The sequence below is a fragment of the Rahnella sp. JUb53 genome (assembly GCF_004346065.1).
Taxonomy (GTDB): domain Bacteria; phylum Pseudomonadota; class Gammaproteobacteria; order Enterobacterales; family Enterobacteriaceae; genus Rahnella; species Rahnella variigena.
Genome location: NZ_SLYT01000004.1, coordinates 333,595 through 354,570 on the forward strand (window position 1 = coordinate 333,595; position 20,976 = coordinate 354,570).

General features: G+C 53.4%; 16 protein-coding genes. 5 read left to right on the top strand and 11 right to left on the bottom strand.

Annotated features, from left to right (window positions below):
* Positions 1–9: 9 nt before the first annotated feature.
* Both EC840_RS12080 and rlmF read right to left on the bottom strand, forming a co-directional pair.
* Positions 10–1,320, bottom strand: a complete 1,311-nt coding sequence (locus tag EC840_RS12080; RefSeq protein ID WP_113877485.1) for a PAS domain-containing methyl-accepting chemotaxis protein — start codon at positions 1,318–1,320, stop codon at positions 10–12.
* Positions 1,321–1,664: 344 nt separating this feature from the next.
* Entirely contained in the window at positions 1,665–2,633 is a 969-nt protein-coding gene (gene rlmF, locus EC840_RS12085) for a 23S rRNA (adenine(1618)-N(6))-methyltransferase RlmF (protein WP_112287765.1), read from the bottom strand.
* Between the two features lie 206 nt (positions 2,634–2,839).
* On the opposite strand from rlmF, the gene EC840_RS12090 reads away from it, so the two are divergent.
* A complete protein-coding gene (locus EC840_RS12090; protein WP_132965520.1) occupies positions 2,840–3,469 on the top strand; it encodes a flavin reductase family protein in 630 nt (209 codons plus the stop codon).
* Between the two features lie 87 nt (positions 3,470–3,556).
* Here the strand turns inward: EC840_RS12090 and EC840_RS12095 are convergent, their stop codons facing one another.
* From EC840_RS12095 to dinG, 4 genes are all read right to left on the bottom strand, one after another.
* On the bottom strand, positions 3,557–5,419 hold the full coding sequence (locus EC840_RS12095) for a M3 family metallopeptidase (RefSeq protein WP_132965522.1): 1,863 nt from the start codon (positions 5,417–5,419) through the stop codon (positions 3,557–3,559).
* A gap of 112 nt (positions 5,420–5,531) precedes the next feature.
* The gene (locus EC840_RS12100) at positions 5,532–5,873 is read right to left on the bottom strand and encodes a zinc ribbon domain-containing protein YjdM (protein WP_112287762.1); all 342 of its coding nucleotides are present in this window, start codon (positions 5,871–5,873) and stop codon (positions 5,532–5,534) included.
* 219 nt (positions 5,874–6,092) lie between these two features.
* A complete protein-coding gene (gene ybiB / locus EC840_RS12105) occupies positions 6,093–7,055 on the bottom strand; it encodes a DNA-binding protein YbiB (RefSeq protein ID WP_132965524.1) in 963 nt (320 codons plus the stop codon).
* Between the two features lie 44 nt (positions 7,056–7,099).
* On the bottom strand, positions 7,100–9,274 hold the full coding sequence (dinG, locus tag EC840_RS12110; protein ID WP_112287760.1) for an ATP-dependent DNA helicase DinG: 2,175 nt from the start codon (positions 9,272–9,274) through the stop codon (positions 7,100–7,102).
* Between the two features lie 322 nt (positions 9,275–9,596).
* On the opposite strand from dinG, the gene EC840_RS12115 reads away from it, so the two are divergent.
* Both EC840_RS12115 and EC840_RS12120 read left to right on the top strand, forming a co-directional pair.
* Positions 9,597–10,706 carry a porin gene (locus EC840_RS12115; RefSeq protein ID WP_113877481.1) on the top strand — a complete coding sequence of 370 codons (1,110 nt, stop codon included), beginning with the start codon at positions 9,597–9,599 and terminating at the stop codon, positions 10,704–10,706.
* A 210-nt stretch (positions 10,707–10,916) separates the two neighbouring features.
* Positions 10,917–11,723, top strand: coding sequence for a 5'-nucleotidase, lipoprotein e(P4) family (locus EC840_RS12120; protein WP_132965526.1), 807 nt, complete (start codon positions 10,917–10,919; stop codon positions 11,721–11,723).
* A gap of 561 nt (positions 11,724–12,284) precedes the next feature.
* On the opposite strand, the gene EC840_RS12125 is transcribed toward EC840_RS12120, so the two are convergent.
* The 4 genes from EC840_RS12125 to yieE form a co-directional block, all read right to left on the bottom strand.
* Positions 12,285–13,118 (bottom strand): ABC transporter ATP-binding protein, encoded by an 834-nt coding sequence (locus EC840_RS12125; protein ID WP_113877479.1) that lies wholly within the window; start codon positions 13,116–13,118, stop codon positions 12,285–12,287.
* Positions 13,118–14,200: an iron ABC transporter permease gene (locus tag EC840_RS12130; RefSeq protein ID WP_112287858.1), complete on the bottom strand. Its 1,083-nt coding sequence runs from the start codon at positions 14,198–14,200 to the stop codon at positions 13,118–13,120. The genes EC840_RS12125 and EC840_RS12130 overlap by 1 nt, the downstream gene beginning before the upstream one ends.
* 243 nt (positions 14,201–14,443) lie before the next feature.
* Positions 14,444–15,919 (bottom strand): amino acid permease, encoded by a 1,476-nt coding sequence (locus tag EC840_RS12135; RefSeq protein WP_112287857.1) that lies wholly within the window; start codon positions 15,917–15,919, stop codon positions 14,444–14,446.
* A 131-nt stretch (positions 15,920–16,050) separates the two neighbouring features.
* Entirely contained in the window at positions 16,051–16,923 is an 873-nt protein-coding gene (yieE, locus tag EC840_RS12140; protein ID WP_112287856.1) for a DNA-binding transcriptional regulator YeiE, read from the bottom strand.
* Between the two features lie 190 nt (positions 16,924–17,113).
* Between yieE and EC840_RS12145 the strand changes: the two genes are divergently transcribed.
* Together EC840_RS12145 and nfo are read left to right on the top strand one after the other, a co-directional pair.
* Entirely contained in the window at positions 17,114–18,226 is a 1,113-nt protein-coding gene (locus tag EC840_RS12145) for a YeiH family protein (protein ID WP_243701059.1), read from the top strand.
* Between the two features lie 89 nt (positions 18,227–18,315).
* Positions 18,316–19,182: a deoxyribonuclease IV gene (nfo, locus tag EC840_RS12150; RefSeq protein ID WP_132965528.1), complete on the top strand. Its 867-nt coding sequence runs from the start codon at positions 18,316–18,318 to the stop codon at positions 19,180–19,182.
* 80 nt (positions 19,183–19,262) lie between these two features.
* Here the strand turns inward: nfo and fruA are convergent, their stop codons facing one another.
* Positions 19,263–20,963, bottom strand: coding sequence for a PTS fructose transporter subunit IIBC (gene fruA / locus EC840_RS12155; RefSeq protein WP_129639021.1), 1,701 nt, complete (start codon positions 20,961–20,963; stop codon positions 19,263–19,265).
* Positions 20,964–20,976: the final 13 nt, after the last annotated feature.

Genomic DNA, 20,976 nt, shown 5'->3' on the forward strand with positions numbered 1-20,976 from the left:
CCCCTGCCACTAATGCCTCGTCTGCCCCTGCTCCCCCGTGATAACGGAAAACTCCGCCATCATTCGCACCAGATCCTGCATCCCCAGGTTCACCTGATTGATCACATCACCCGCATTGCGGCTCAGCGCCACGCCACCACCGGCGCGGTTGACGCAATTCCCCATGCCATCAATCGCCGCCATCACGCCATCGCGGATGCTTTGTGTAAGCTGGTCAATTTCGACGGCGGCTTTGCGGGACTGATCGGCCAGTGAGCGGACTTCTCCGGCGACCACCGCGAATCCCCTGCCCTGTTCTCCGGCATGTGCCGCTTCAATCGTCGCGTTGATGGCCAGCAGATTGGTCTGGGATGAAATCCGGCGGATGGTATCCACCATTTCGCCAATGCGTTCGGAGGTCTGCCCCAGTTGCCCGATAATCTCTGAAGTACGGCGCGCCAGCGCTTCCACTTCCTGCATATCTTCCACCGCTTTCTGCACGATGGTCACACCTTCAGCCGCCGTTTTATCCGTGGTCAGGGAAAGCTCATGCACATGCGTCATCATGCTTTCCTGCTGGCGCTGCTGTGCCATCTGACTGGTAATGTCCTGGGCGATTTTGACAATTTTTATCACTTTGCCGTCGTCGTCGATCACCGGGTTATAACTCGCCTCCAGCCAGATTGCCTGACCCCGGCCATTCATACGCTCGAAGCGCCCGAGAATAAACTCGCCGTTTCTGAGACGTTGCCAGTGGTTGCGGTAATCGTGTGAATCGCGGTATTGCGCAAGACAAAACATCGAATGGGGATGACCCTTAATTTGTTGCAGAGAATAACCCATGACTTTCAGGAAGTTATTGTTTGCAGAAATTACATGACCGTCGGGAGTAAAGGTAATCAGCGCCATTGAGCGTTCCAGCGCCTGAAGAATTCCCTGGTGTTCGTGAGATTCATTAATTCTTTCGGAGACATCACTGGCAATTTTAATTATCTCAGTGACTTTGCCTTGTTTATTTTTGACAGGTATGTACGTTGCTTCCAGCCAGATTATGCTTCCGTTTTTCTGGACGCGTTTAATATTTCCGCTGACCGATTTTCCCTGCCGCAATGCTTCCCAGTGCAAACGATACGCATCGCTGGCAACAAACTCCGGCGTACAAAAAATCCGGTGTGGCTGCCCCATCACCTCATTCCTGTTGTACCCCATGCTGCTCAGAAACAGATCGTTGACCTCAAGCACCACGCCTTCTGGCGTGAAAGCGATCATCGGAACTGCCTGCTGAATAGCAGCGAATTTATCACGCCATGCCGTACTAAACTGATGAGAAAATAATTGCATAGGACAGACACCCTGTGGCTGATAACGTGAATTAATGCGCGATCGCAATTAATTGAAATAAACACGTGCTAATTCCCGCAGGTTATTAGTAAGGTCACTAATAAATAGCGAAAAATAGTCTGACCCCTGGGTGGGTGGCAGGAAGATTGCTCGGGCAGTCAAAACATTACGCGGTGAAAAATAAAGTCACGCGCAAAATCATTACTCTGTTAATTAATCAACTTTCTTATAGTGAATTAAGCATAATTTATTCCACTGAAAAAGAAAGGGGGGCGCGGGAGTATTTTTTTCAGCCTGTTCACCGTCAGATGAACAGGCTGAAATCAGGGCAGTTCACATCGTGATCAAACTGACCAGCGTTTGATTGCCCAGCTTTTTTGCTGTGAAGGCGTGAGGAATGTCCAGGCCACGAAACGGCTGATCTTGTTACCGTGAACCATTTCGACAGTGCGGACATCCGTCGCACCCTCTTCACTCAGCGCGTCATACAGTAACGGCAATGTCGTTTTTTTAGAAACCAGCACCGTGTACCAGAAACAGTTCTGCGCTTTACCGGCGCTTTCTTCTGCCATGCGAACCACAAACGCTTCTTCACCGCCTTCACACCACAATTCGTTGTGCTGGCCGCCAAAGTTCAGTTCTGCGGTACCGGCACGACGATCCAGACCGAGGTTCTGACGTTTACGCTGACTGCCAGACGCCGCATCTGCCGCCGACGCATGGAATGGCGGATTACACAGCACTGCGTCATAACGCTCATCGTGGCGGATAATGGTGTCGAGAATACGCTGCGGTTTAGCCTGTAAACGGAAACGCACCTGATTGGTCAGCAGCGGATTGGTCGCGACAATTTTCTTGGCCGCGGCCATAGAAACCGCATCAATCTCACTGGCGGTAAAGCGCCAGCCATATTCACGCAGGCCGATAATCGGATAAATACAGTTCGCGCCAACACCGATATCCAGCACGGAAATGTCTTTGCCCTGCGGGATCTTGCCGTTGTTGCTGCCTGCCAGTAAATCAGCCAGATGATGAATATAATCCGCACGCCCCGGAATTGGCGGGCACAGATAATCGGCAGGAATATCCCAGTTTTCAATCTGATAGCAATCGCGCAGCAAGGCACGATTCAGGGCTTTAACTGCCTGAGCGTTGGCGAAATCAACGGACAAATCGCCCCATTTATTTTCGACAACAAACGGTGCCAGTTCCGGGCTGCTGGCAATCAGGGCCGGGAAATCATAGCGGCTGCGATGACGATTTCGCGGGTGAAGACCGCTTTTTTCCTGAGGGAAGACTTTCTTTTTTTCCACCTGAGTGACTCTCCGAGAGGTGTGCGCGACGCATAAAATATGCGATGGGGCGTTAGATATTCATGAATGGCGCACAAGATACCACAAAGCGCCGCCGCCTGCCGGATGCATCCGGGCTGACGCGGGCACATAAAAACGGTCAGCGTCTGATTAAATCGGGTAATGTACAAATCATAGTCTTTATGAATTATTTGCTGAGGAAAATCATGAGCACTGATGAACGCTACTATTACGAACCAGCCAAAGGCCACGGCCTGCCCCATGACCCGTTAAACGCTATTGTCGGTCCACGTCCGATAGGCTGGATTTCCTCCCGCAATGCCGCCGGACAGCGCAATCTGGCGCCTTACAGTTTCTTCAACTGTTTCAATTACCGTCCGCCGATCATTGGTTTTGCCAGCAGCGGCTGGAAAGACAGCGTGGCGAATATCGTGGAAACCGGTGAGTTCGTCTGGAATCTCACCACCCGACCGCTGGCGGTGAAAATGAATGAAAGTTCGGCCTCGCTGGAACACGGTGCAGATGAGTTTGATTTCGCAGGTCTGACGCCGCAACCGGGAACACGGGTTGCCGCGGATCGCGTGCTGGAAAGCCCGGTGAATTTTGAGTGCAAACTGACACAGTGTATTCAGCTGAAAACGGCGGCCGGTGGCGATATCGATACCTGGCTGGTGCTGGGTGAAGTGGTTGCCGTACATATTGCGCCACATCTGCTGATTGACGGGATTTATCAAACCTCGCTGGCCGAACCGGTATTACGCGCCGGAGGCCCTTCTGCCTACTACGGCATTTCTGAAGATTTACGCTTTGACCTGATACGCCCGGACGCCCGCTGAGTTCTGATCTTCACTGTAAAAAAAAAGCCACCGTGCGATTTACACCGCCGGTGGCTTTTTCATTAAGGGGATTATTTTGTAACGTAGCTATTTATGGTTGTAATTCTGCTCGACGAAATCCGCAAAATCCTGGCACATCGCGTCATCACCGTCGGCGCTGTCAGCTAAAATTCTGGCGCCATCTACCACGCGGATGTGCACATTCAGGTCGAAATCGGCTGCGGGCTGCTCACGTTTTAATGCCATTTCAATGGTCTGCTGCGCATCCTGCCACGCCGAATCCACCGTCTGATTACAGGCCTGCGCCAGATAATCGGGATTGAACCCCTCGCCGGTCAGGCTGCGCAAGGTATCGTCGTGGCTGACGCTGTTACCCGGCGTCCAGTAATGCTTCGCCAGATCCGGGCCGATGGCCGGATTGTCGGTCAGGTAGCCATCGCGTTTCAGGAAGAAGGCGCGGGTCTGTTCCACGGCCATCATCGCCAGCAGATAGCCCTGATAAGAACAGGCGGATTCCATGGAAAGCAGATGCGGGATTGCCAGCGTCGGACGCGGACTGCCGGTCACACCAAGAATATGCGTTTCAACATCACGCGCCAGCGCAGTCATGGCTTCCGGCGTGCGTTTTTCATCTGGCCACTGATAAAGCTGCCACTCGAAATACGGCACCAGCAGAATGTGACGCTCATTGAACGAACGCATCGGCTGACGGGCCTCGATACTGGCGCGGATCAGTTCGTCCGGCACCGGCTCACCGGCGGTATTTTTCGCGTAACGCTTCAGCCAGTCAGCGTCATCGAGGAGGCTGTCGCAGAACATGGACTGCGTTTCAGCATACGCCATCGACGTCGGCGGGAATTCTTGTGAGAAGCACGGTGCGTTCTGGCGGATATTGGCGAAATGCGCCGCATGTCCTCCTTCATGGAACAAGGTATTCAGACCCGTGGCGCCGCTGCCAATCTGATCCGGTTTTGCCAGACTGGTGAAGTTAATCACCGCTGGCACCCATTTGCCGTTGTCATAGAACGGCGGCACCGGCCCGTGCATAAATCCGTTCTCGTATTTGCCTTCGCGGACCAGCAAATCGAGCTGCATTTCTGCGCCGTTAAAACCGATATTCAGGCGTTTGAAGCTGTCAATCCAGCGGCGCAGGGAATCGGCAAACGGGAAGTAAGGATCGAGCTGACGGGTGACGTCACCGGCGCTGGCGAAACGGATATTCCACGGCAGCAGTGCGGCATCACCTTCGCGTGCTACCAGTTCATTGAGGCTGCGCGTGTTGCTTTCGCGGGTGCGTTCTTCGAACCGGTCGAGGATAGCGAATAACTGTTCCGGCGACATCCGCTCGGTTTTATTCACTTTATAGTCGAAATAGTTACGGTAACCGAGCTGGCGGGCAAAACGGTTACGCAGGCCGATCAGTTCAGGCAAGCCGTTGTGCAGCAGCCAGTCTTCCAGATCGCGCAACGCATTCTGGGAACTGCGGCGGTAAGCTTCATTTTCGTTATTGGCCTGGTTAGTCAGCAGTTCGCCGAGAGAGGCACTGACGCGCTCGCCTTTGCTGTTGATGTGGGTCATGCGGTACTGCTTACGCTTACCAAACAGCACGGATTCGGCCTGAATGATTTCATCCATCAGCGCCTGGGCTTTGGGATCTTCAATCACATTACAGTCGAAGAAATTCAGCCAGCCGCGCAGACCGTGGAGCAGCGCATCACGCTCGTCGCTGGCACTGTGTTTTTCCAGACTGGCGATGGCGTCACGAATTTCCTGCGGACGGGAAGGTTCAGCGATAAAGCGTTTGTAAGCAGTTTCGGCAGCGGAGAAAGCGTCGGAGACATTTTCATCACCGGTGCCCATGTAGTTTTGCCAGAACAAGTTTTCTTTGTTCTGATGCACGTTGAGGTAATCGCGATTGAGGGCGTTAAAATAGTCCTGAGCCTGTTTCATGTAATCTTCTCTGCTGAATGTTAAAGAGATTTTACATTGAGTGTATGTTCGCAAAGCGGTTATGTCGATATGGCAAAACCGCTTTTGAATGTCAGGCAGGATTATGCGGAAATCAGTTTTTCTTCACGAACTCGGATTTGAGTTTCATCTGACCAAAACCGTCAATTTTGCAGTCGATATTGTGATCGCCTTCAACCAGACGGATGCCCTTCACTTTAGTCCCGATTTTCAGCATTGAAGAACTGCCTTTCACTTTCAGGTCTTTGATTACGGTGACAGAATCGCCATCTGCCAGCAGGTTACCGTTGGCATCGACCACTTTCAGCACGTCATCTTCCGCGCTGTTTTCACCGCTCATTGACCAGACATGTCCACATTCAGGACAGTTAAGCATTTCACCGTCCTGCCAGGTGAATTCGGACTGACACGTCGGGCAAGCTGGCAACGTTTCCATATTTAAATCTCCATAAAACTTTATAAAAAAAACGAATGAAATCAGTAAATAGATTCCGTAGTCCCTTTATTTTAGCCTTTAACCACACTTTTGAACAGGGTAAGGGAGATTTTGGGGAGATGAGACGGGCCTAAACGCAGGATTTATAGAGTAATAAGGGATGTTTTATAACCCCTCACCTTCGCAGGTGAGGGGGCGATCGAGTTCGCCAGAACGTAATCAGAAAATCTGATCCACAATCATTTTGGCCTCAGCCATATCGCCACACACTTCTGCTGCCACCAGACAACATGCCAGCTGATTCAGAATCGCCTGCGGGACAGCGCGTTCGCCCTTCAGGCATTCCTGAATGTAGTTCACGGTGGCGTCGACGTCTTTGGTCGACAGCACATCGGCGGCAAAAATCTCTTCTTTTTCTGCCAGCAAACTCAGTTCACCACCGGCGATAAAGTGCGTTTGCGGGAAACGTGACGGATTGGCATACACTTCCCCTTCCGTCCCTTGCGTCAGCAATGCACGGCCATCAATCTGGCGGAAAAATGAGGAGACGCGCTGAATATATTCGGGATGAGAAACGCTGGATAAACGCAACGCATCCTGCCCGATGAAAGGTGTGATGAGTTTCGCCAGCGTATGGCTGCTGTTACGCACGCCCATCTGCCAGCGCAGTGCCAGTTGCTTTTCGATCGGCGCGCACATGACCGAAACCGGCACAAAGACCGGGCCGTTTCCGGCATCAAGCTGCTGCTGCGCCTGTTGCTGGTTTTGAGCAGCGTCGATACCTGATGCGCGGAAAATCTCCGCGCTGGTGATACGGGTAGGATCTTCATCCACGCCATGCACTACCACCGGCAAACCCAGACGGCTGAGCAGCATCGCCAGCAACGGCGTCAGATTCGCCTGCTTACGGGCGCCGTTGTAGGTCGGAATGACCACCGGCAGCGGACGATTTTCCGGTGCCTGCAGACGCATCACGCGCTCTTCCATCGCGGCATAAAACCCGAGCATCTCTTCTTCCGCTTCGCCTTTGATACGAAACGCAATCAGCAGCGCACCCAGCTGTAAATCCGGCACTTCACCGGCCAGAATTTCGCGGTACAACGCAAGCGACTGCTCACGATCCAAATCACGGGCATGATTCTTTCCACGCCCCACTTCTTTGATGAGTTTGGTGTAATCCATCGTAGCGTTACCTTCTCTGTGTAATGACTTTTCTTGAGGAAAAATTATCGCCGGCGGGCGCGACGGCGAACCGGATCTTTCTTCGCTGTTTTCAGGATATCAGGGCGTTTCACCGAACCGGGCGCAGGCATTTCGCGCTGTTCAATAGGAAACACCGGTAATGCCGCGAGCAGGCGCGAACCGTAGCTTTTGGTCAGCAGACGCTTGTCATAAATCACGATTTCGCCAGTGCATTCATGGCTGCGGATCAGACGCCCGACCTGCTGGATCAGGTTGAAAGACGCACTGGGTAAACTCTGCACTTCAAACGGATAGCGCTTCAGCGTTTTCAGCCACTCGCCTTCGGTCAGGATCACCGGGCTGTCGATCGGCGGAAACGCAATTTTATGGATGTGCACCTGCGTCAGCAATTCACCTTTCAGATCCAGCCCTTCTGCGAAAGATTGCAGGCCGATCAGCACGCTGGTTGTACCCGCGGCGACGCGCTTGCGGTGCTCCTCGACCAGCCGGTAACGGGGCTGATCACCCTGCACCAGCAGCATCAGGCGTAAATCCGGCAGCAAAGAAACGAATTGCTGCAACGCACGGTTACTGGCGAATAACACCAGCTGGCCGGTGTGCTGTCCTTTTGCCAGTTCTGCGCGGAAGAAATCGGCCATCTCCTGCAAATGCGCAGCTTCGTTAGCCATCAGCGGCTCCAGCGTCATTTGCGGGATCACCAGTTTACCCTGCGTGACATGGCTGAACGGCGAATCCAGACTGACGAAAAGGTCGCCGGCTTTTTCCGTCAGGCCGGTCATTTCCTGCAAGCGGGAGAAACTGTTCAGCGAGCGCAACGTCGCAGAGGTAATCACCACGTGCGGCACTTTGCGCCACAGCATTTTTTCCAGCTGCTCGCTGACGCGTATCCCCGCGCAATGGAAGACCAGATGCGTCTGGTTATCGAAATAAGTCCGCGTCACCCATTTGCCAATCGGCGCATTGGACGCTTTATCCAGCGCCGCCAGCCGCCACAGTTTGCTCATGGTTTCGAGATAGCCCTGCATCCGGCTCATGTGCAAAATCGCGCGATGCAGACGCATAATGTCGTGTTTGCCGGTCTTCTCGCTGAGGTCATTCACCATGTATTCCGCCAGACTGCGCAGACCATCGGTGAGTTTAAACAGGCGGCTGCACTGCTCTGTCAGCTCCGGCGGTAATAATCCCAGTTCGAAACGGTATTCGGCTTCCGGCTCATCCGGGGGTAAATACTGTCCCACGGTCTGTTCAATCGACAGCAGCAGTTCGCGCATTTCGGCGCAGTGATTATGCAGACGCTCGGCATTGGTCAGCGGCGGCGGATTCTTCGGCGTAAACAGCGCCAGACATTGTTCAATCTGACGGACAAAATTATCGAGTTGCAGGTTATTCCACATCGCGGTGATTTCCGCGTCGACTTCCAGCGCGTCGCGGGCCACTTCCGGCAGATGATGTCCTTCGTCGAGCACCAGCAGCAGGTCTTTTGCCGGTGGCAGCACGGATTCTGACTCCAGCGCGGCCATCACCAGCGCGTGGTTGGTCACTACTACATCTGCGCTTTCAATTTCTTTGCGCGCCACAAAATACGGGCATTCGCGAAAGTAATGACAGTTACGGCTGAGGCAGTTGGCTTTATCTGTGCTGATTTTGATCCACAGCGGATCGTCGATAGTCTTCTGGTAGTGATCGCGTAAACCATCCCACTCGTAACGTGACAGCGCGGTTTCCAGCGTTTTACACAGTTTCTGTTCTTCGCCGCTGGAAGGTGCCAGTTCATCACCAAGAAATAATCCCAGATCGCCCTGCGCATTTTCATTGCTCATCGCCGCCAGATTTCGCGGACACACGTAACGCCCGCGACCAAAAGCGCCGGTAAATTTCAGATCCGGAATGATTTTTTTCAGCAGCGGTAAATCTTTGCTGAAAATCTGATCCTGCAACGCCACGTTTGCCGTGCTGACAATCAGCGGTTTTTCTTCTTCACGACTGACAGCAATGCCGGGGATGAGATAAGACAACGTTTTCCCGACGCCGGTCGGCGCTTCGATGGCCAGATGCCGTGCAGAATCCCCCGAGAACGCCTTCGCCACTTCTGCAATCATCTGACGTTGCGGAGCGCGGGAAATGAAATCCGGGATTTGCTGTTGCAGGGCTTTGTACCACTGGCTTATCTGATTTTTTACTGCGGGGGAAAGCGCCATGCATCTCTTTTTTTGTTGGAAGTGAGACAGGAATGTCCCGGCTATTGTCCCACAGACCGGCTTCTGGCGCAGCCCGAAATCTTGGTTAAGGGCATTTCCTGTGGTGTAAATTTATGCAGAAAAAAAGGAGGACGTGTAAAAAAAGAAAAAGTTCATTTCTGACTGTCATAAATTGATCACAAATATACGGTAAAAAACTCTCGCTGAGAAAAATCCGAGTCCATACGGAATGCACAGCAAAAATGATGATTAGCGTCTTTCCACAAGACTTCATATAAAGCTTTTATGAAAAGCTTTTAATAAAGAATGCAGGGTAAAATTCATGAAACGTAATATTCTGGCACTTTTAATTCCTGGTTTATTGATTGCATCAGGCGCACACGCAGCGGAAGTTTATAATAAAGACGGCAATAAACTGGACCTGTACGGAAAAGTGAAAGGTCTGCATTATTTCTCTGATGCTCCCGGCAGTGATGGCGACCAGAGTTACGTGCGTTTCGGTTTTAAAGGCCAGACCCAAATTAATGACCTGATCACCGGCTACGGCCAGTGGGAATACAACGTCATGGCTAACCATGCTGAATCTGACAGCAAAACGCCAAGCACCACCGGCACCAAAACCCGTCTGGGCTTTGCCGGTCTGAAATTCGGTCAATACGGTTCCGTCGACTATGGCCGTAACTACGGCGCACTGTACGACGTTGAAGCCTGGACCGATATGTTCCCTGAATTTGGCGGTGACGGTTACACCAAAGCTGACCGCTTCATGACGGGCCGTACCAATGGCGTCGCCACGTACCGTAACCGCGGCTTCTTCGGCCTGGTTGACGGTCTGAACGTAGCCGTTCAGTACCAGGGTAAAAATGAAAACGACGGTCGCGGCAGCAGCACAGCCAACGGTGACGGCTATTCACTGTCTACCACTTACGCACTGGGTGATACCGGCGTGAGCTTCGGCGGCGCGTATGCGTCTTCTGACCGCACCACGGCGCAGAGTAATTCCGCTTACGGCAAAGGCGATAAAGCTGACGCATGGACTGGCGGCATGAAATATGACGACAATGGCGTTTATTTAGCCGCCATGTATGCTGAAACCCGTAATATGCTGGCCATTACCGTACCAGGCGGAATTGCAGGCGCACCGGCAGGAAGTGGTTTTGCAAATAAAACCCAGACCTTCGAAGCCGTTGCACAATATCAGTTCGAAAATGGCCTGCGCCCTTCACTGGGTTATGTCCAGACTAAAGCAAAAGATATTGAAAACATCGGTGATGCAGACCTGGTTAAATATGTTGACGTAGCAGCAACCTATTATTTCAACAAAAACATGTCTGCCTATGTTGATTATAAAATCAACCAGCTGTCCGACGATAATAAACTGGCTCTGAACAACGACGACATTACCGCCGTTGGTCTGGTCTATCAGTTCTGATAATTAGTTCTAAAAACAGGCGCTTTACCACCTCATTATTCTCTGTCTTGACATTCTTCGGCCGGACTCACCCTCCGGCCTTTTTTATTTGTGTTATTTCTCGGCGCACCTCGCGTAAATCGCCATTTAGGCTTCCACACCCCCCTGAATCTGCTACAGTTTTAACGATTTTGATGAATGCGAATCTTTCTTAACAAGCAGGGATAACCCATGAATAAAATTTCGCTTTGCACCACCAGTGCTTTAATCATGCTGGCCCTCAGCGGCTGCGCGCAGCAAAAAACGGACGCCCAACAGAAACTGAACGATCAGTCGGTGATGGCGCTGAACTGGTTCCAGCAATCCGGTGAGTACCAGGCGCTGGCTTATCAGGCCTTTAACACGGCGAAAATGGCGTTTGATAACGCCCAGCCGCTGGCCGGACAGAAGAAAGCCGTCGTCGTCGATCTCGACGAAACGATGCTCGATAACAGCGCGTACAGTGCGTGGCAGGTGAAAGCGAATAAGCCATTCGACAGCAAAACCTGGTCCCAATGGACAGCAGCGCGTCAGGCTACCGCCGTGCCTGGCGCTGTGGAGTTTGCTAACTACGTCAACACACATGGCGGCACGATGTTCTACGTGTCTAACCGTAAAACCAGCGAATACGCCGCGACGCTCGACAACATGAACCGCCTGGGCTTTACCGGCGCGAATGAAAAAACCATGCTGTTAAGTTCAGACACGTCCAACAAACAAGCGCGTTTCGACTCGATTAAAGCCGCGGGTTATCACGTGGTGATTTACATCGGCGACAACCTGAATGACTTTGGTTCTGCGACCTATCATCAGGGTAACGAACAACGCCGTGCCTTTGTGAATCAGAACCATCAGCACTTCGGCACGCAATACATCGTGCTGCCAAATCCGCTTTACGGCGACTGGGAAAGTGGTCTGGCGAAGGATTACAACAAGCTGACACCTGAGCAGAAATTGTCTGCGCGGGAGCAGAATCTGAAGGCGTGGAATGGGAAGTAAGCTTTTAGAAAGCTGACAAATTTCTCACTTGCAGTGAGGGCAACACCTTGGGCTCGCCGCCCAAACTGGCCCAGAGGACGCGTAAGCGCGCGCCCTCTGGACTCCCGCGCTTTTTAACTGCGCGCTGTCGCGGGTATGACGGACATGTTCTGACGCAATCATGAGTGGCGCAAAATGTCATCGCTGCGCGATTCCCGAATTTCAGGTTTCGAGCCTCTGGTCTCGAACCGTTCATTCGGTGCCATTTTTGATCACGCCAATAAACTTATCTAAAAGATAAATCCATTTCGTTTTTGAATTTAAGATCGTGTGGGCGATTCAGAAAGCTTGCTGAACGGAGCGGCCTGGAGACCGAAGGCTCCAGGACCGAGAGAAGGCACCGCGCAGCGGCAAGATTTCCAGCCTGTCGCTGCGATACCTGAAACATAGCCAGCGAGCGGAGCGCGCAGTGAAAGAGCCGGAGATTCCTAAGAGGCGCGGCGATAGGCGCCTCTTAGGGCCAGTTTGGGTGGCAACCCAAGGTGTTGGTGTTGACCTTAAATTGGGCCCAGTTTGGGTGGCTTACCCGATGTCCCCCACTAATCCATCAATCAATATCTGCGGTGTCCCCTGCGAGCAGCGTTCAATCCGCCCGCGGACGCCGTAAACACGCGCCAGACTGTCGGCGGTGATCACGTCTTCCGGTTCGCCATCGGCTATCAGATTACCGTCTTTAAGCATCAGCACGCGGTCGCCATGGCGCAGCGCGATATTGATGTCATGCACAACCACCACGGTCACGATATTGCGTTTCTGCGTCTCTTTGCGTACCAGATCCATGACGTGGAACTGATAGTTAAGATCAAGCGCGCTGAGCGGTTCGTCGAGCAGCAGTAAGGAAGGCTGGCGGATCAGAGATTGCGCCAGACCGACCAGCTGTTTCTGACCGCCGGAAAGCTGATCAAGATAACTCAGCGCCAGATGCTCGATACCCAGCTGACGCAACAACGTCATCACTTTATCGGTGCCTTCCGAGACTTTGCCCTTCCCGCCAGACGCACGCTGCGCCACGATGATGGACTCCAGCACATGCAGATGCACACCCGCAGGCAGCGTTTGTGGCAGGTAAACAACCTGCTCCGCACGGCGCGCAAAAGGCATAGGCATTAAATCGTGCCCGTCGAGAAACAACTGCCCTTCCGCGCGGTTAAGTCCGGCGAGGGAACGCAGCAACGTCGATTTTCCGCTGCCGTTTGGCCCGAGCAGCACGGTGATTTTTCCACGCGGCAGCATCGGGACATTGAGATGGCGGATCACGTGGCGCTTCGGATAGCCCGCGTTGAAATCGCGGATTTGCAGCCCCTGCGTGGCGGCATTCAGTAAATCTTGTGGCTGCGTTTCTGGCATTGCGGACATCAGACGTTCCCCCGGTGACGAAGAATAATACTCAGGAAGAACGGCACGCCGACCAGCGAGGTGACGATCCCCACCGGAATAATGACGCCCGGCACCAGATTTTTTGAGGCCACCGATGCCATTGAAAGCACCAGCGCACCAATCAGCGCACTGGCTGGCAGGTAGAAACGGTGGTCTTCACCAAACATAAGACGGGCGATGTGTGGCGCGACAAGACCGATAAATCCAATCGGGCCGACAAATGCGACTGCCAGCGCGGAAAGAATACTGATACGCAGCAAGGTGCCGAGACGCAAACGGCGCACGTCGATACCAAAACTCACCGCGCGATCTTCCCCCAGACGCAGCGCCGTCAGCTTCCACGCGCTCATCATCGACCATGGCAGCAGAACCAGGAATGCCAGCAGCATCACGCCCAGTTTCACCCATGACGCACGCGCCAGACTGCCCATTGTCCAGAAAACCAGTCCCTGCAAGGTGTCTTCGGTGGCGATAAACTGCATCAGAGAAACCAGTGCGTTGAAAGTAAACACCAGCGCGATACCGAACAGCACTACGCCGGAACTGGCGACACGCGTCCAGCGCGTGATCCCATCCAGCATCAGCGCGGCCAGTAAGGCAAAAATAAAGGCGTTAGCAGAGATAAACCACTGGTCGGGAATGCCCGGAATACCGATACCCAGCACAATCGCCAGCGCTGCGCCAAACGCCGCCGCAGAAGAAACACCGAGTGTGAACGGACTGGCGAGCGGATTGTTGAGGATAGTCTGCATTTCCGCACCGGCAAGACCGAGCGACATGCCGACTGCCACCGCCATCAGCGCATACGGCAAACGGATATCCCAGACAATCACGCGCGTACCCGGATCGGCTGCCGCCGCATCAAACAGGGTTTTCCACAGCGTACCGAGCGACAACCCCGAAGGCCCCATAATGAAATCAATCACCAGCGAGACGACGATCGCCAGCACCAGGACCAGCATGATTAACAGACGGCGGCGTACGATATTCTGGTATCGCCCCATCACGCCGTCCGGGGCGTTGCCTTTCACCGCCAGAGCGGGTTCGGTTGTTGCACTCATTTTCGCTTCAATCTCATTAAGTTAAAAACTTATGGCGGGAACAGATGTTCTGCTATTCCCAAAGAAAGGGAATAAATGATAATAATTATCAATGTGTTTTGCAAAACCTATCAGACTAAGACGTTAAACTCAGCGGTAACAAAGCATGATGTTGTCCGTTTTGTTTTGCTGAATTGCAGACGTAAAAAAGCGGAGCCTGAGCTCCGCTTTTCAACGATATGAATATTTCAAAATCCCAGCCGGTTACTTATCGACGTGATCCGGGAATTCCATTTCGCTGTATTTCACCACTTTGGTGCCTTTGGTCAGCTTATAGCCGAACCAGATAATCAGGAACAGCGGCAGGCCGATGTAAGTCGCGGCAACGCCGTACCAGTCGATGGTGTCTTTCAGGAACGCCTGATAGTTCTGCCCCAGCGTAATAATCAGACACAGCACAAAGGCAAACACCGGACCAAACGGGAAGAAGCCCGAAAGGTATGGTAGTTTTTTCAGGTCTCGCCCCTGTGACACATAACCACGACGGAAGCGGTAATGGCTGATAGCAATGCCGAGCCAGGCAATAAAGCCGGTCATACCGGACGTGTTCAGCAGCCACAGGTAAACGGTCTGATTACCAAACATTGAGCTCAGGAAGCACAGCGCAGCCACAATCGTGGTGGCATACAGCGCGTTACGCGGTACACCGCCTTTCGACAGTTTGGCGAAAATACGCGGTGCTTTGCCTTCGCTTGCCAGCGTAAACAGCATACGGGTAGACGCGTACATCCCTGAGTTACCAGCAGACAGCACGGCGGTCAGGATAACCGCATTCATCACCGCCGCCGCTGACAGCAGACCGGCATTACGGAACACCAGCGTGAACGGGCTGACCGAAATATCGCCGACTTCGTTACGCAGCAGGTTCGGATCGGTATAAGGAATGATCAGGCTGATGACCAGAATCGCCAGAATATAGAACAGCAGGATACGCCAGAATACCTGACGAACCGCACGCGGGATGTTTTTGGCCGGGTTTTCGGATTCACCTGCCGCGACGCCAATCAGTTCGGTGCCCTGGAAGGAGAAGCCGACGATCATCGCCACGCCTATCATCGACGCAAAGCCGCCTGCAAACGGCGCATCACCGATAGCCCAGTTATGCCAGCCAGCCGTTTCGCCGCCGCGCATAATGCCGGTGATCATCAGTACGCCCACGGCGATAAAGATGATGACAGTGACCACTTTGATCAGCGAGAACCAGTATTCCGCTTCGCCGAAACCGCGAACAGAAATGTAGTTGAGGAGGAAAATCAGGCCGAGGAACAAGGCGCTCCAGATCCAGCCCGGCGTGTCCGGGAACCAGTAGTTCATCACCAGCTGTGAGGCAACCAGGTCAACCGCGATGGTGACTGCCCAGTTGTACCAGTAGTTCCAGCCCAGTGCGAAACCGAAGCCTTCTTCTACATAGCGGGAACCGTAGGTGGAGAATGAGCCGGAAACCGGCATGAACGCCGCCAGTTCACCGAGGCTGGTCATCAGGAAGTACACCATGATGCCGATTAATGCGTATGAGAGCAGCGCGCCACCCGGGCCTGCCTGTGAAACTGTCGCACCGGATGCAACGAATAATCCCGTACCAATTGAACCGCCGATGGCGATCATCGTTAAGTGACGTGCCTTCAGCTCGCGACGCAGTGTGGGAGCCACCTGCGCATTTTTTGTAGGTTGTTGAGCCATTTTTTCCCTATATCCGCTCGTCATGTGGAAATTTAAGCGCGGATTGTAGCAAAACCTGCCGCTCTGAATAGCAGGAACGACCTGTTATAAGACACCTTCATAACAGGCCGTGGATCATTAGCGAAAGACCGTTATTGAACTTCGCGGCAGTACGTTAAAAAACGCGATAACGCGCCGGAGATGTGTTTCTGACGATGATGTATAAGGTAAAGTTTGCGTACCAGCGGCGCGACCGGCAGGTGGATTTCCACCAGTGAGCCGCTGGCCAGCTGCTCAGCAATCACCCGCCGGGAGAGACAGCTAATGCCAATCCCATGGCGGACGGCGTGCTTGATGGCTTCAGAATTACCCAGTTCCATCACCAGATTGAAATCAGGTAATTGCGGTAACAACAAATGGTCGAGCACTTCGCGGGTACCCGAACCGCGTTCACGTAAGATCCACGGTTCACGCGCCAGTGATTCAAGCGAAACGACCTGCCCCGCCAGCGGATTTTCGGGGGCAACGAATACCACTAACTCATCGTCCAGCCAGGGCTGAGTGATAAGCTCGGGCATCTGACAGGGGCCTTCGATCAGCCCCAGATCGACACGAAAATCCGCCACCGCATTGATGACGTCATTGGTGTTGCCGACGTTAAGCTCAAGCGGCGTATGAGGAAAATCCAGCCTGTAATCAGCAATCATCCCCGGCAGCATATAGTTGCCAATGGTACTGCTGGCGCCAATGCGCAGCGAACCGTTGTCCTGATTAAACAGACGTTCGATTTCCCCCGCCTGTTCCAGCAATGCCAGTGCTTTCGGGTACAGCAGACGTCCGTGCTCATTAATCACCAGCCGCTTCCCGACACGGTCAAATAACTGCACGCCGAGCTGCCCTTCGATATCAGCCAGCGCCGCACTGACTGCCGATTGTGATAATGAAAGCACAACCGACGCCTGAGTGGTCGAACCGCTTTTCAGCACCTCGGCGAAAACTTCAAGTTGTCGCAATGTTATGTGCATAAATGTCCCGCTGTTCTCATGCGCCTGACTGCACGCTTGTTCTGTTTAGTATAGACCCTTGGCTTGCAGGTCTCTTTTGAATGAAATCTTTATACCAGTTTTTCCGATAGGTTATAAAATTATAATCAATTTCATTTTTATATAAGCGCGGCGTAGCCTTATGTCATCACTCCTGAACGAGGAACGGACGATGACCCAATTTTCACTCAATAAAAGCGACGCGCTTAAACATGATGTTGACCAGCCTGCGCTGCAAAAACGTGGCGGATACAGCCGCCTGCTGCCGGGCCTGGCCCTGACCGGTGCCATTACCGGGCTGGCGGTCTGGCTGAGCAATTTCCCGTCGCTGAGCCATCTCGGTCTCAGCGCGCTGACGCTGGCGATTGTCATCGGCATGGTCGTCGGCAACACGGTTTATCCGGCCGCCAGACCCTGGTGCGACAGCGGCGTTACACTGGCAAAACAACGCCTGCTGCGTCTGGGGATTATCTTGTACGGTCTGCGTCTGACGTTCGCGCAAATCGCCGACGTCGGCGCAACAGGGATCCTCATCGATGCCCTGATGTTGTGCTCCACCTTCGCCCTTGCCTGCTGGCTGGGACAACGGGTATTTAAATTAGACCGTGATACGTCGATGCTGATCGGCGCGGGCAGCAGTATTTGTGGTGCTGCCGCTGTGATGGCGACCGAACCGGTGCTGGATGCCAAAGCAGAAAAAGTGACCGTTGCCGTTGCCACTGTCGTTATCTTCGGTACAGCGGCCATCTTCCTGTATCCGTGGTTATGGCATCTGAACGAGCAATATCACTGGCTGAGTTTTACCGCGTCACAGTTTGGGATTTACACCGGTTCGACGGTGCATGAAGTCGCGCAGGTGGTAGCGGCCGGTCAGGGTGTCAGCCCGGACGCTGAAAATGCAGCAGTAATCGCCAAAATGATCCGCGTGATGATGCTGGCACCGTTCCTGTTGCTGCTCTCTGGCTGGAAATCACGTAAAGAGGTTCAGCACGGCGGTCAGAACAGCGGTATGCGCAATATCACCATTCCGTGGTTCGCCCTGTTGTTTATTCTGGTCGCGGCGTTCAACTCGCTGGATATCCTGCCGCACAGCTGGATCCCACCGCTGATTACGCTGGATACCGTGTTACTGGCGATGGCGATGGCGGCGCTGGGTCTGACAACCCACATGAGTGCCCTGCGTCAGGCGGGTCTGAAACCGATGCTGCTGGCGGCAATACTGTTTATCTGGCTGATTGTCGGCGGTGCCGGTATCAACCAGCTGGTGCATCATCTTTTTGGCTGATGTTGCGGCTTTTAACATTCCGATGCTGCGCCTCCTGCCCGGAGGCGCTATCATTCGTGAATAAACGCGATGAAAACTGAGGAGCAAAAATGAAGTTTGTGGGAGCACACGTCAGTGCAGCCGGTGGTGTCGATCAGGCGGTATCGCGCGCACATGAGCTGGAAGCCACGGCTTTTGCGCTTTTCACCAAGAATCAGCGTCAGTGGAAAGCCGCACCTTTGCCGGAAGATGTGATTGAAAAATTCAAACTGGCTTGTGAAAAATACGGCTACAAGAGCAATCAGATTTTACCACACGACAGCTATTTGATTAATCTCGGACATCCGGTGACGGAAGCGCTGGAAAAATCCCGCGACGCTTTCCTTGATGAATTGCAGCGCTGTGAGCAGTTAGGTCTGTCGCTGCTGAATTTCCATCCGGGCAGCCATCTGATGCAAATCGAGGAAGACAAATGCCTCGAACTGATTTCTGAATCCCTGAACATTGCGCTGGATAAAACTAAAGGCGTCACTGCCGTTATCGAAAATACCGCCGGTCAGGGCAGCAATCTCGGTTTCCGCTTCGAACATCTGGCGAAAATTATCGACGGCGTGGAAGACAAAAGCCGCGTTGGAGTCTGCATCGATACCTGTCACGCGTTTGCGGCCGGTTACGATTTGCGCACGGCAGAAGAATGCGAGAAAACGTTTAAACATTTCGAAGAAGTTGTGGGCTTTAAATACCTGCGCGGTATGCATCTGAACGATGCGAAAAGTGAATTCAACAGCCGCGTTGACCGTCACCACAGCCTCGGTGAAGGGAATATCGGCAATACCGTGTTCAGCTGGATGATGAAAGATGCCCGCTTCGACGGCATCCCGATGATCCTCGAAACCGTCAATCCTGATATCTGGAAAGATGAAATCGCCTGGCTGAAAGCGCAGCAGAAGTCGGAGAATGACGAAGCCGCAGCTTAATCATTAGTTGCTTTTACGAAAGCAATAAAAAAGGCGCGACATGTGAATGTCGCGCCTTTCTGTTATTTACAGCCTGCTGATTATGCAGCGGCTTTCGCAGCTAACGCAGCATCTGAACGTTTCAGAATCGCGTAAGCACCACCGGCCAGAACGGTACCGGCGATAATCGCCACCAGATAACCCAGGATCGGAGTGATTGCCCCCGGGATTAGCAGCACGAACAGACCGCCGTGTGGCGCCATCAGTTGTGCATGGAAGGCCATTGACAGAGCACCGGTCAGTGCGCCACCTGCGATACAGCATGGCAGAACACGCATCGGGTCACGGGCCGCGAACGGAATGGCCCCTTCAGTAATGAAGCACAGACCCAGCACCATGGCAGCTTTGCCGCCTTCGCGCTCGCCCTGCTCGAACTTCTTACTCGCCAGAATCGTTGCCAGACCCATTGCCAGCGGTGGCACCATACCGGCAGCCATGATGGCAGCCATCGGGCCGTACACAGAAGAACTCAACAATGCCACGCCGAATGCGTAAGAGGCTTTGTTTACCGGGCCACCCATGTCGGTACACATCATCGCACCGAGGATCGCGCCGAGCAGAACCGCGTTCGCTGTACCCAGAGATTGCAACCAGTTAGTCAGACCAACCATGATTTTAGCGACCGGCGTACCGACGATGTAAATCATCACCAGACCGGTAATCAGGCTCGCGACCAATGGAATGATCAGGATAGGCTTCAGGGCTTCCATACTTTGCGGTAATTTCAGCTTGCCGCTGATGGCTTTCGCCACATAACCCGCCAGGAAACCGGCGATGATACCGCCAAGGAACCCTGCACCCGTGCTCACTGCCAGCATACCGCCGATAAGACCCGGCGTCAGACCCGGACGGTCAGCGATGGAGAAGGCAATGAAGCCCGCCAGCACAGGCACCATCAGAGCAAAGGCTGAACCACCACCGATTTGCATCAGCGCCGCAGCCAGCGTGCCTTTCACTTCAAAGGCTTTGATACCGAACACGAACGAAAGCGCGATACACAAACCGCCCGCCACAACCATTGGCAGCATGTAAGATACGCCGGTCAGCAGGTGACGATACGGCCCGGTGCCGCCCGCTTCTTTCTTCTTCGCACCTGTTGCCGCGCCCTGAGATTTCGGCTCAAAAACTTCAGCTTCAACCAGCGCTTTATCCAGTTCCTGTTTGGTCTTTTTCAGTGCCAGACCGGTAGAAGTGCGGTACATCGGCTTACCGGCAAATTTAGCCAGATCCACTTCGATATCAGCCGCGACAATCACCAGATCGGCCGCTGCAACTTCTTCAGGCGTGATGGCATTGCCCGCACCCACGGAACCGCGGGTTTCGACTTTCACCCACCAGCCACGTTTTTTCGCTTCACTTTCAATGGCTTCAGCAGCCATAAAGGTATGTGCTACGCCGGTCGGACACGCAGTCACAGCAACAATGCGTTTTGGACCGCTGGCAGCCGGAGCCGCGACAGCAGTAGCCACCGGAGCAACATAAGGTTTGGCTTCGGTCAGCGCACGTTGCAGGAATGCCTGCGGATCACGTACAGCATCCGCCACATCACCGGTATAAATATTTTTGCCCGCCAGCGCGGCGTCGTTTGGCACAGTTTCACCGGCAACAATGACGACTTCAGCGTCAGCGGCCTGTTCAACCACCTGATGCCCTGCCTTCACAGCAGCGGCAGCAAGCAAATTTTTCGCCAGATGGCTGCGAGCCTGTCCGAGCGAACTGTCTATCATCAGCAGCGTTTTCATTCTGCCTCCTGCG

Coding starts and splice junctions, on each gene's coding strand:
- EC840_RS12130 (WP_112287858.1), bottom strand. CDS start 14,200: ATGAGTGCAACAACCGAACCCGCTCTGGCGGTGAAAGGCAACGCCCCG.
- EC840_RS12125 (WP_113877479.1), bottom strand. CDS start 13,118: ATGTCCGCAATGCCAGAAACGCAGCCACAAGATTTACTGAATGCCGCC.
- EC840_RS12080 (WP_113877485.1), bottom strand. CDS start 1,320: ATGCAATTATTTTCTCATCAGTTTAGTACGGCATGGCGTGATAAATTC.
- EC840_RS12145 (WP_243701059.1), top strand. CDS start 17,114: ATGACCCAATTTTCACTCAATAAAAGCGACGCGCTTAAACATGATGTT.
- nfo (WP_132965528.1), top strand. CDS start 18,316: ATGAAGTTTGTGGGAGCACACGTCAGTGCAGCCGGTGGTGTCGATCAG.
- EC840_RS12095 (WP_132965522.1), bottom strand. CDS start 5,419: ATGAAACAGGCTCAGGACTATTTTAACGCCCTCAATCGCGATTACCTC.
- EC840_RS12115 (WP_113877481.1), top strand. CDS start 9,597: ATGAAACGTAATATTCTGGCACTTTTAATTCCTGGTTTATTGATTGCA.
- yieE (WP_112287856.1), bottom strand. CDS start 16,923: ATGCACATAACATTGCGACAACTTGAAGTTTTCGCCGAGGTGCTGAAA.
- EC840_RS12090 (WP_132965520.1), top strand. CDS start 2,840: ATGAGCACTGATGAACGCTACTATTACGAACCAGCCAAAGGCCACGGC.
- EC840_RS12120 (WP_132965526.1), top strand. CDS start 10,917: ATGAATAAAATTTCGCTTTGCACCACCAGTGCTTTAATCATGCTGGCC.
- EC840_RS12100 (WP_112287762.1), bottom strand. CDS start 5,873: ATGGAAACGTTGCCAGCTTGCCCGACGTGTCAGTCCGAATTCACCTGG.
- EC840_RS12135 (WP_112287857.1), bottom strand. CDS start 15,919: ATGGCTCAACAACCTACAAAAAATGCGCAGGTGGCTCCCACACTGCGT.
- ybiB (WP_132965524.1), bottom strand. CDS start 7,055: ATGGATTACACCAAACTCATCAAAGAAGTGGGGCGTGGAAAGAATCAT.
- fruA (WP_129639021.1), bottom strand. CDS start 20,963: ATGAAAACGCTGCTGATGATAGACAGTTCGCTCGGACAGGCTCGCAGC.
- dinG (WP_112287760.1), bottom strand. CDS start 9,274: ATGGCGCTTTCCCCCGCAGTAAAAAATCAGATAAGCCAGTGGTACAAA.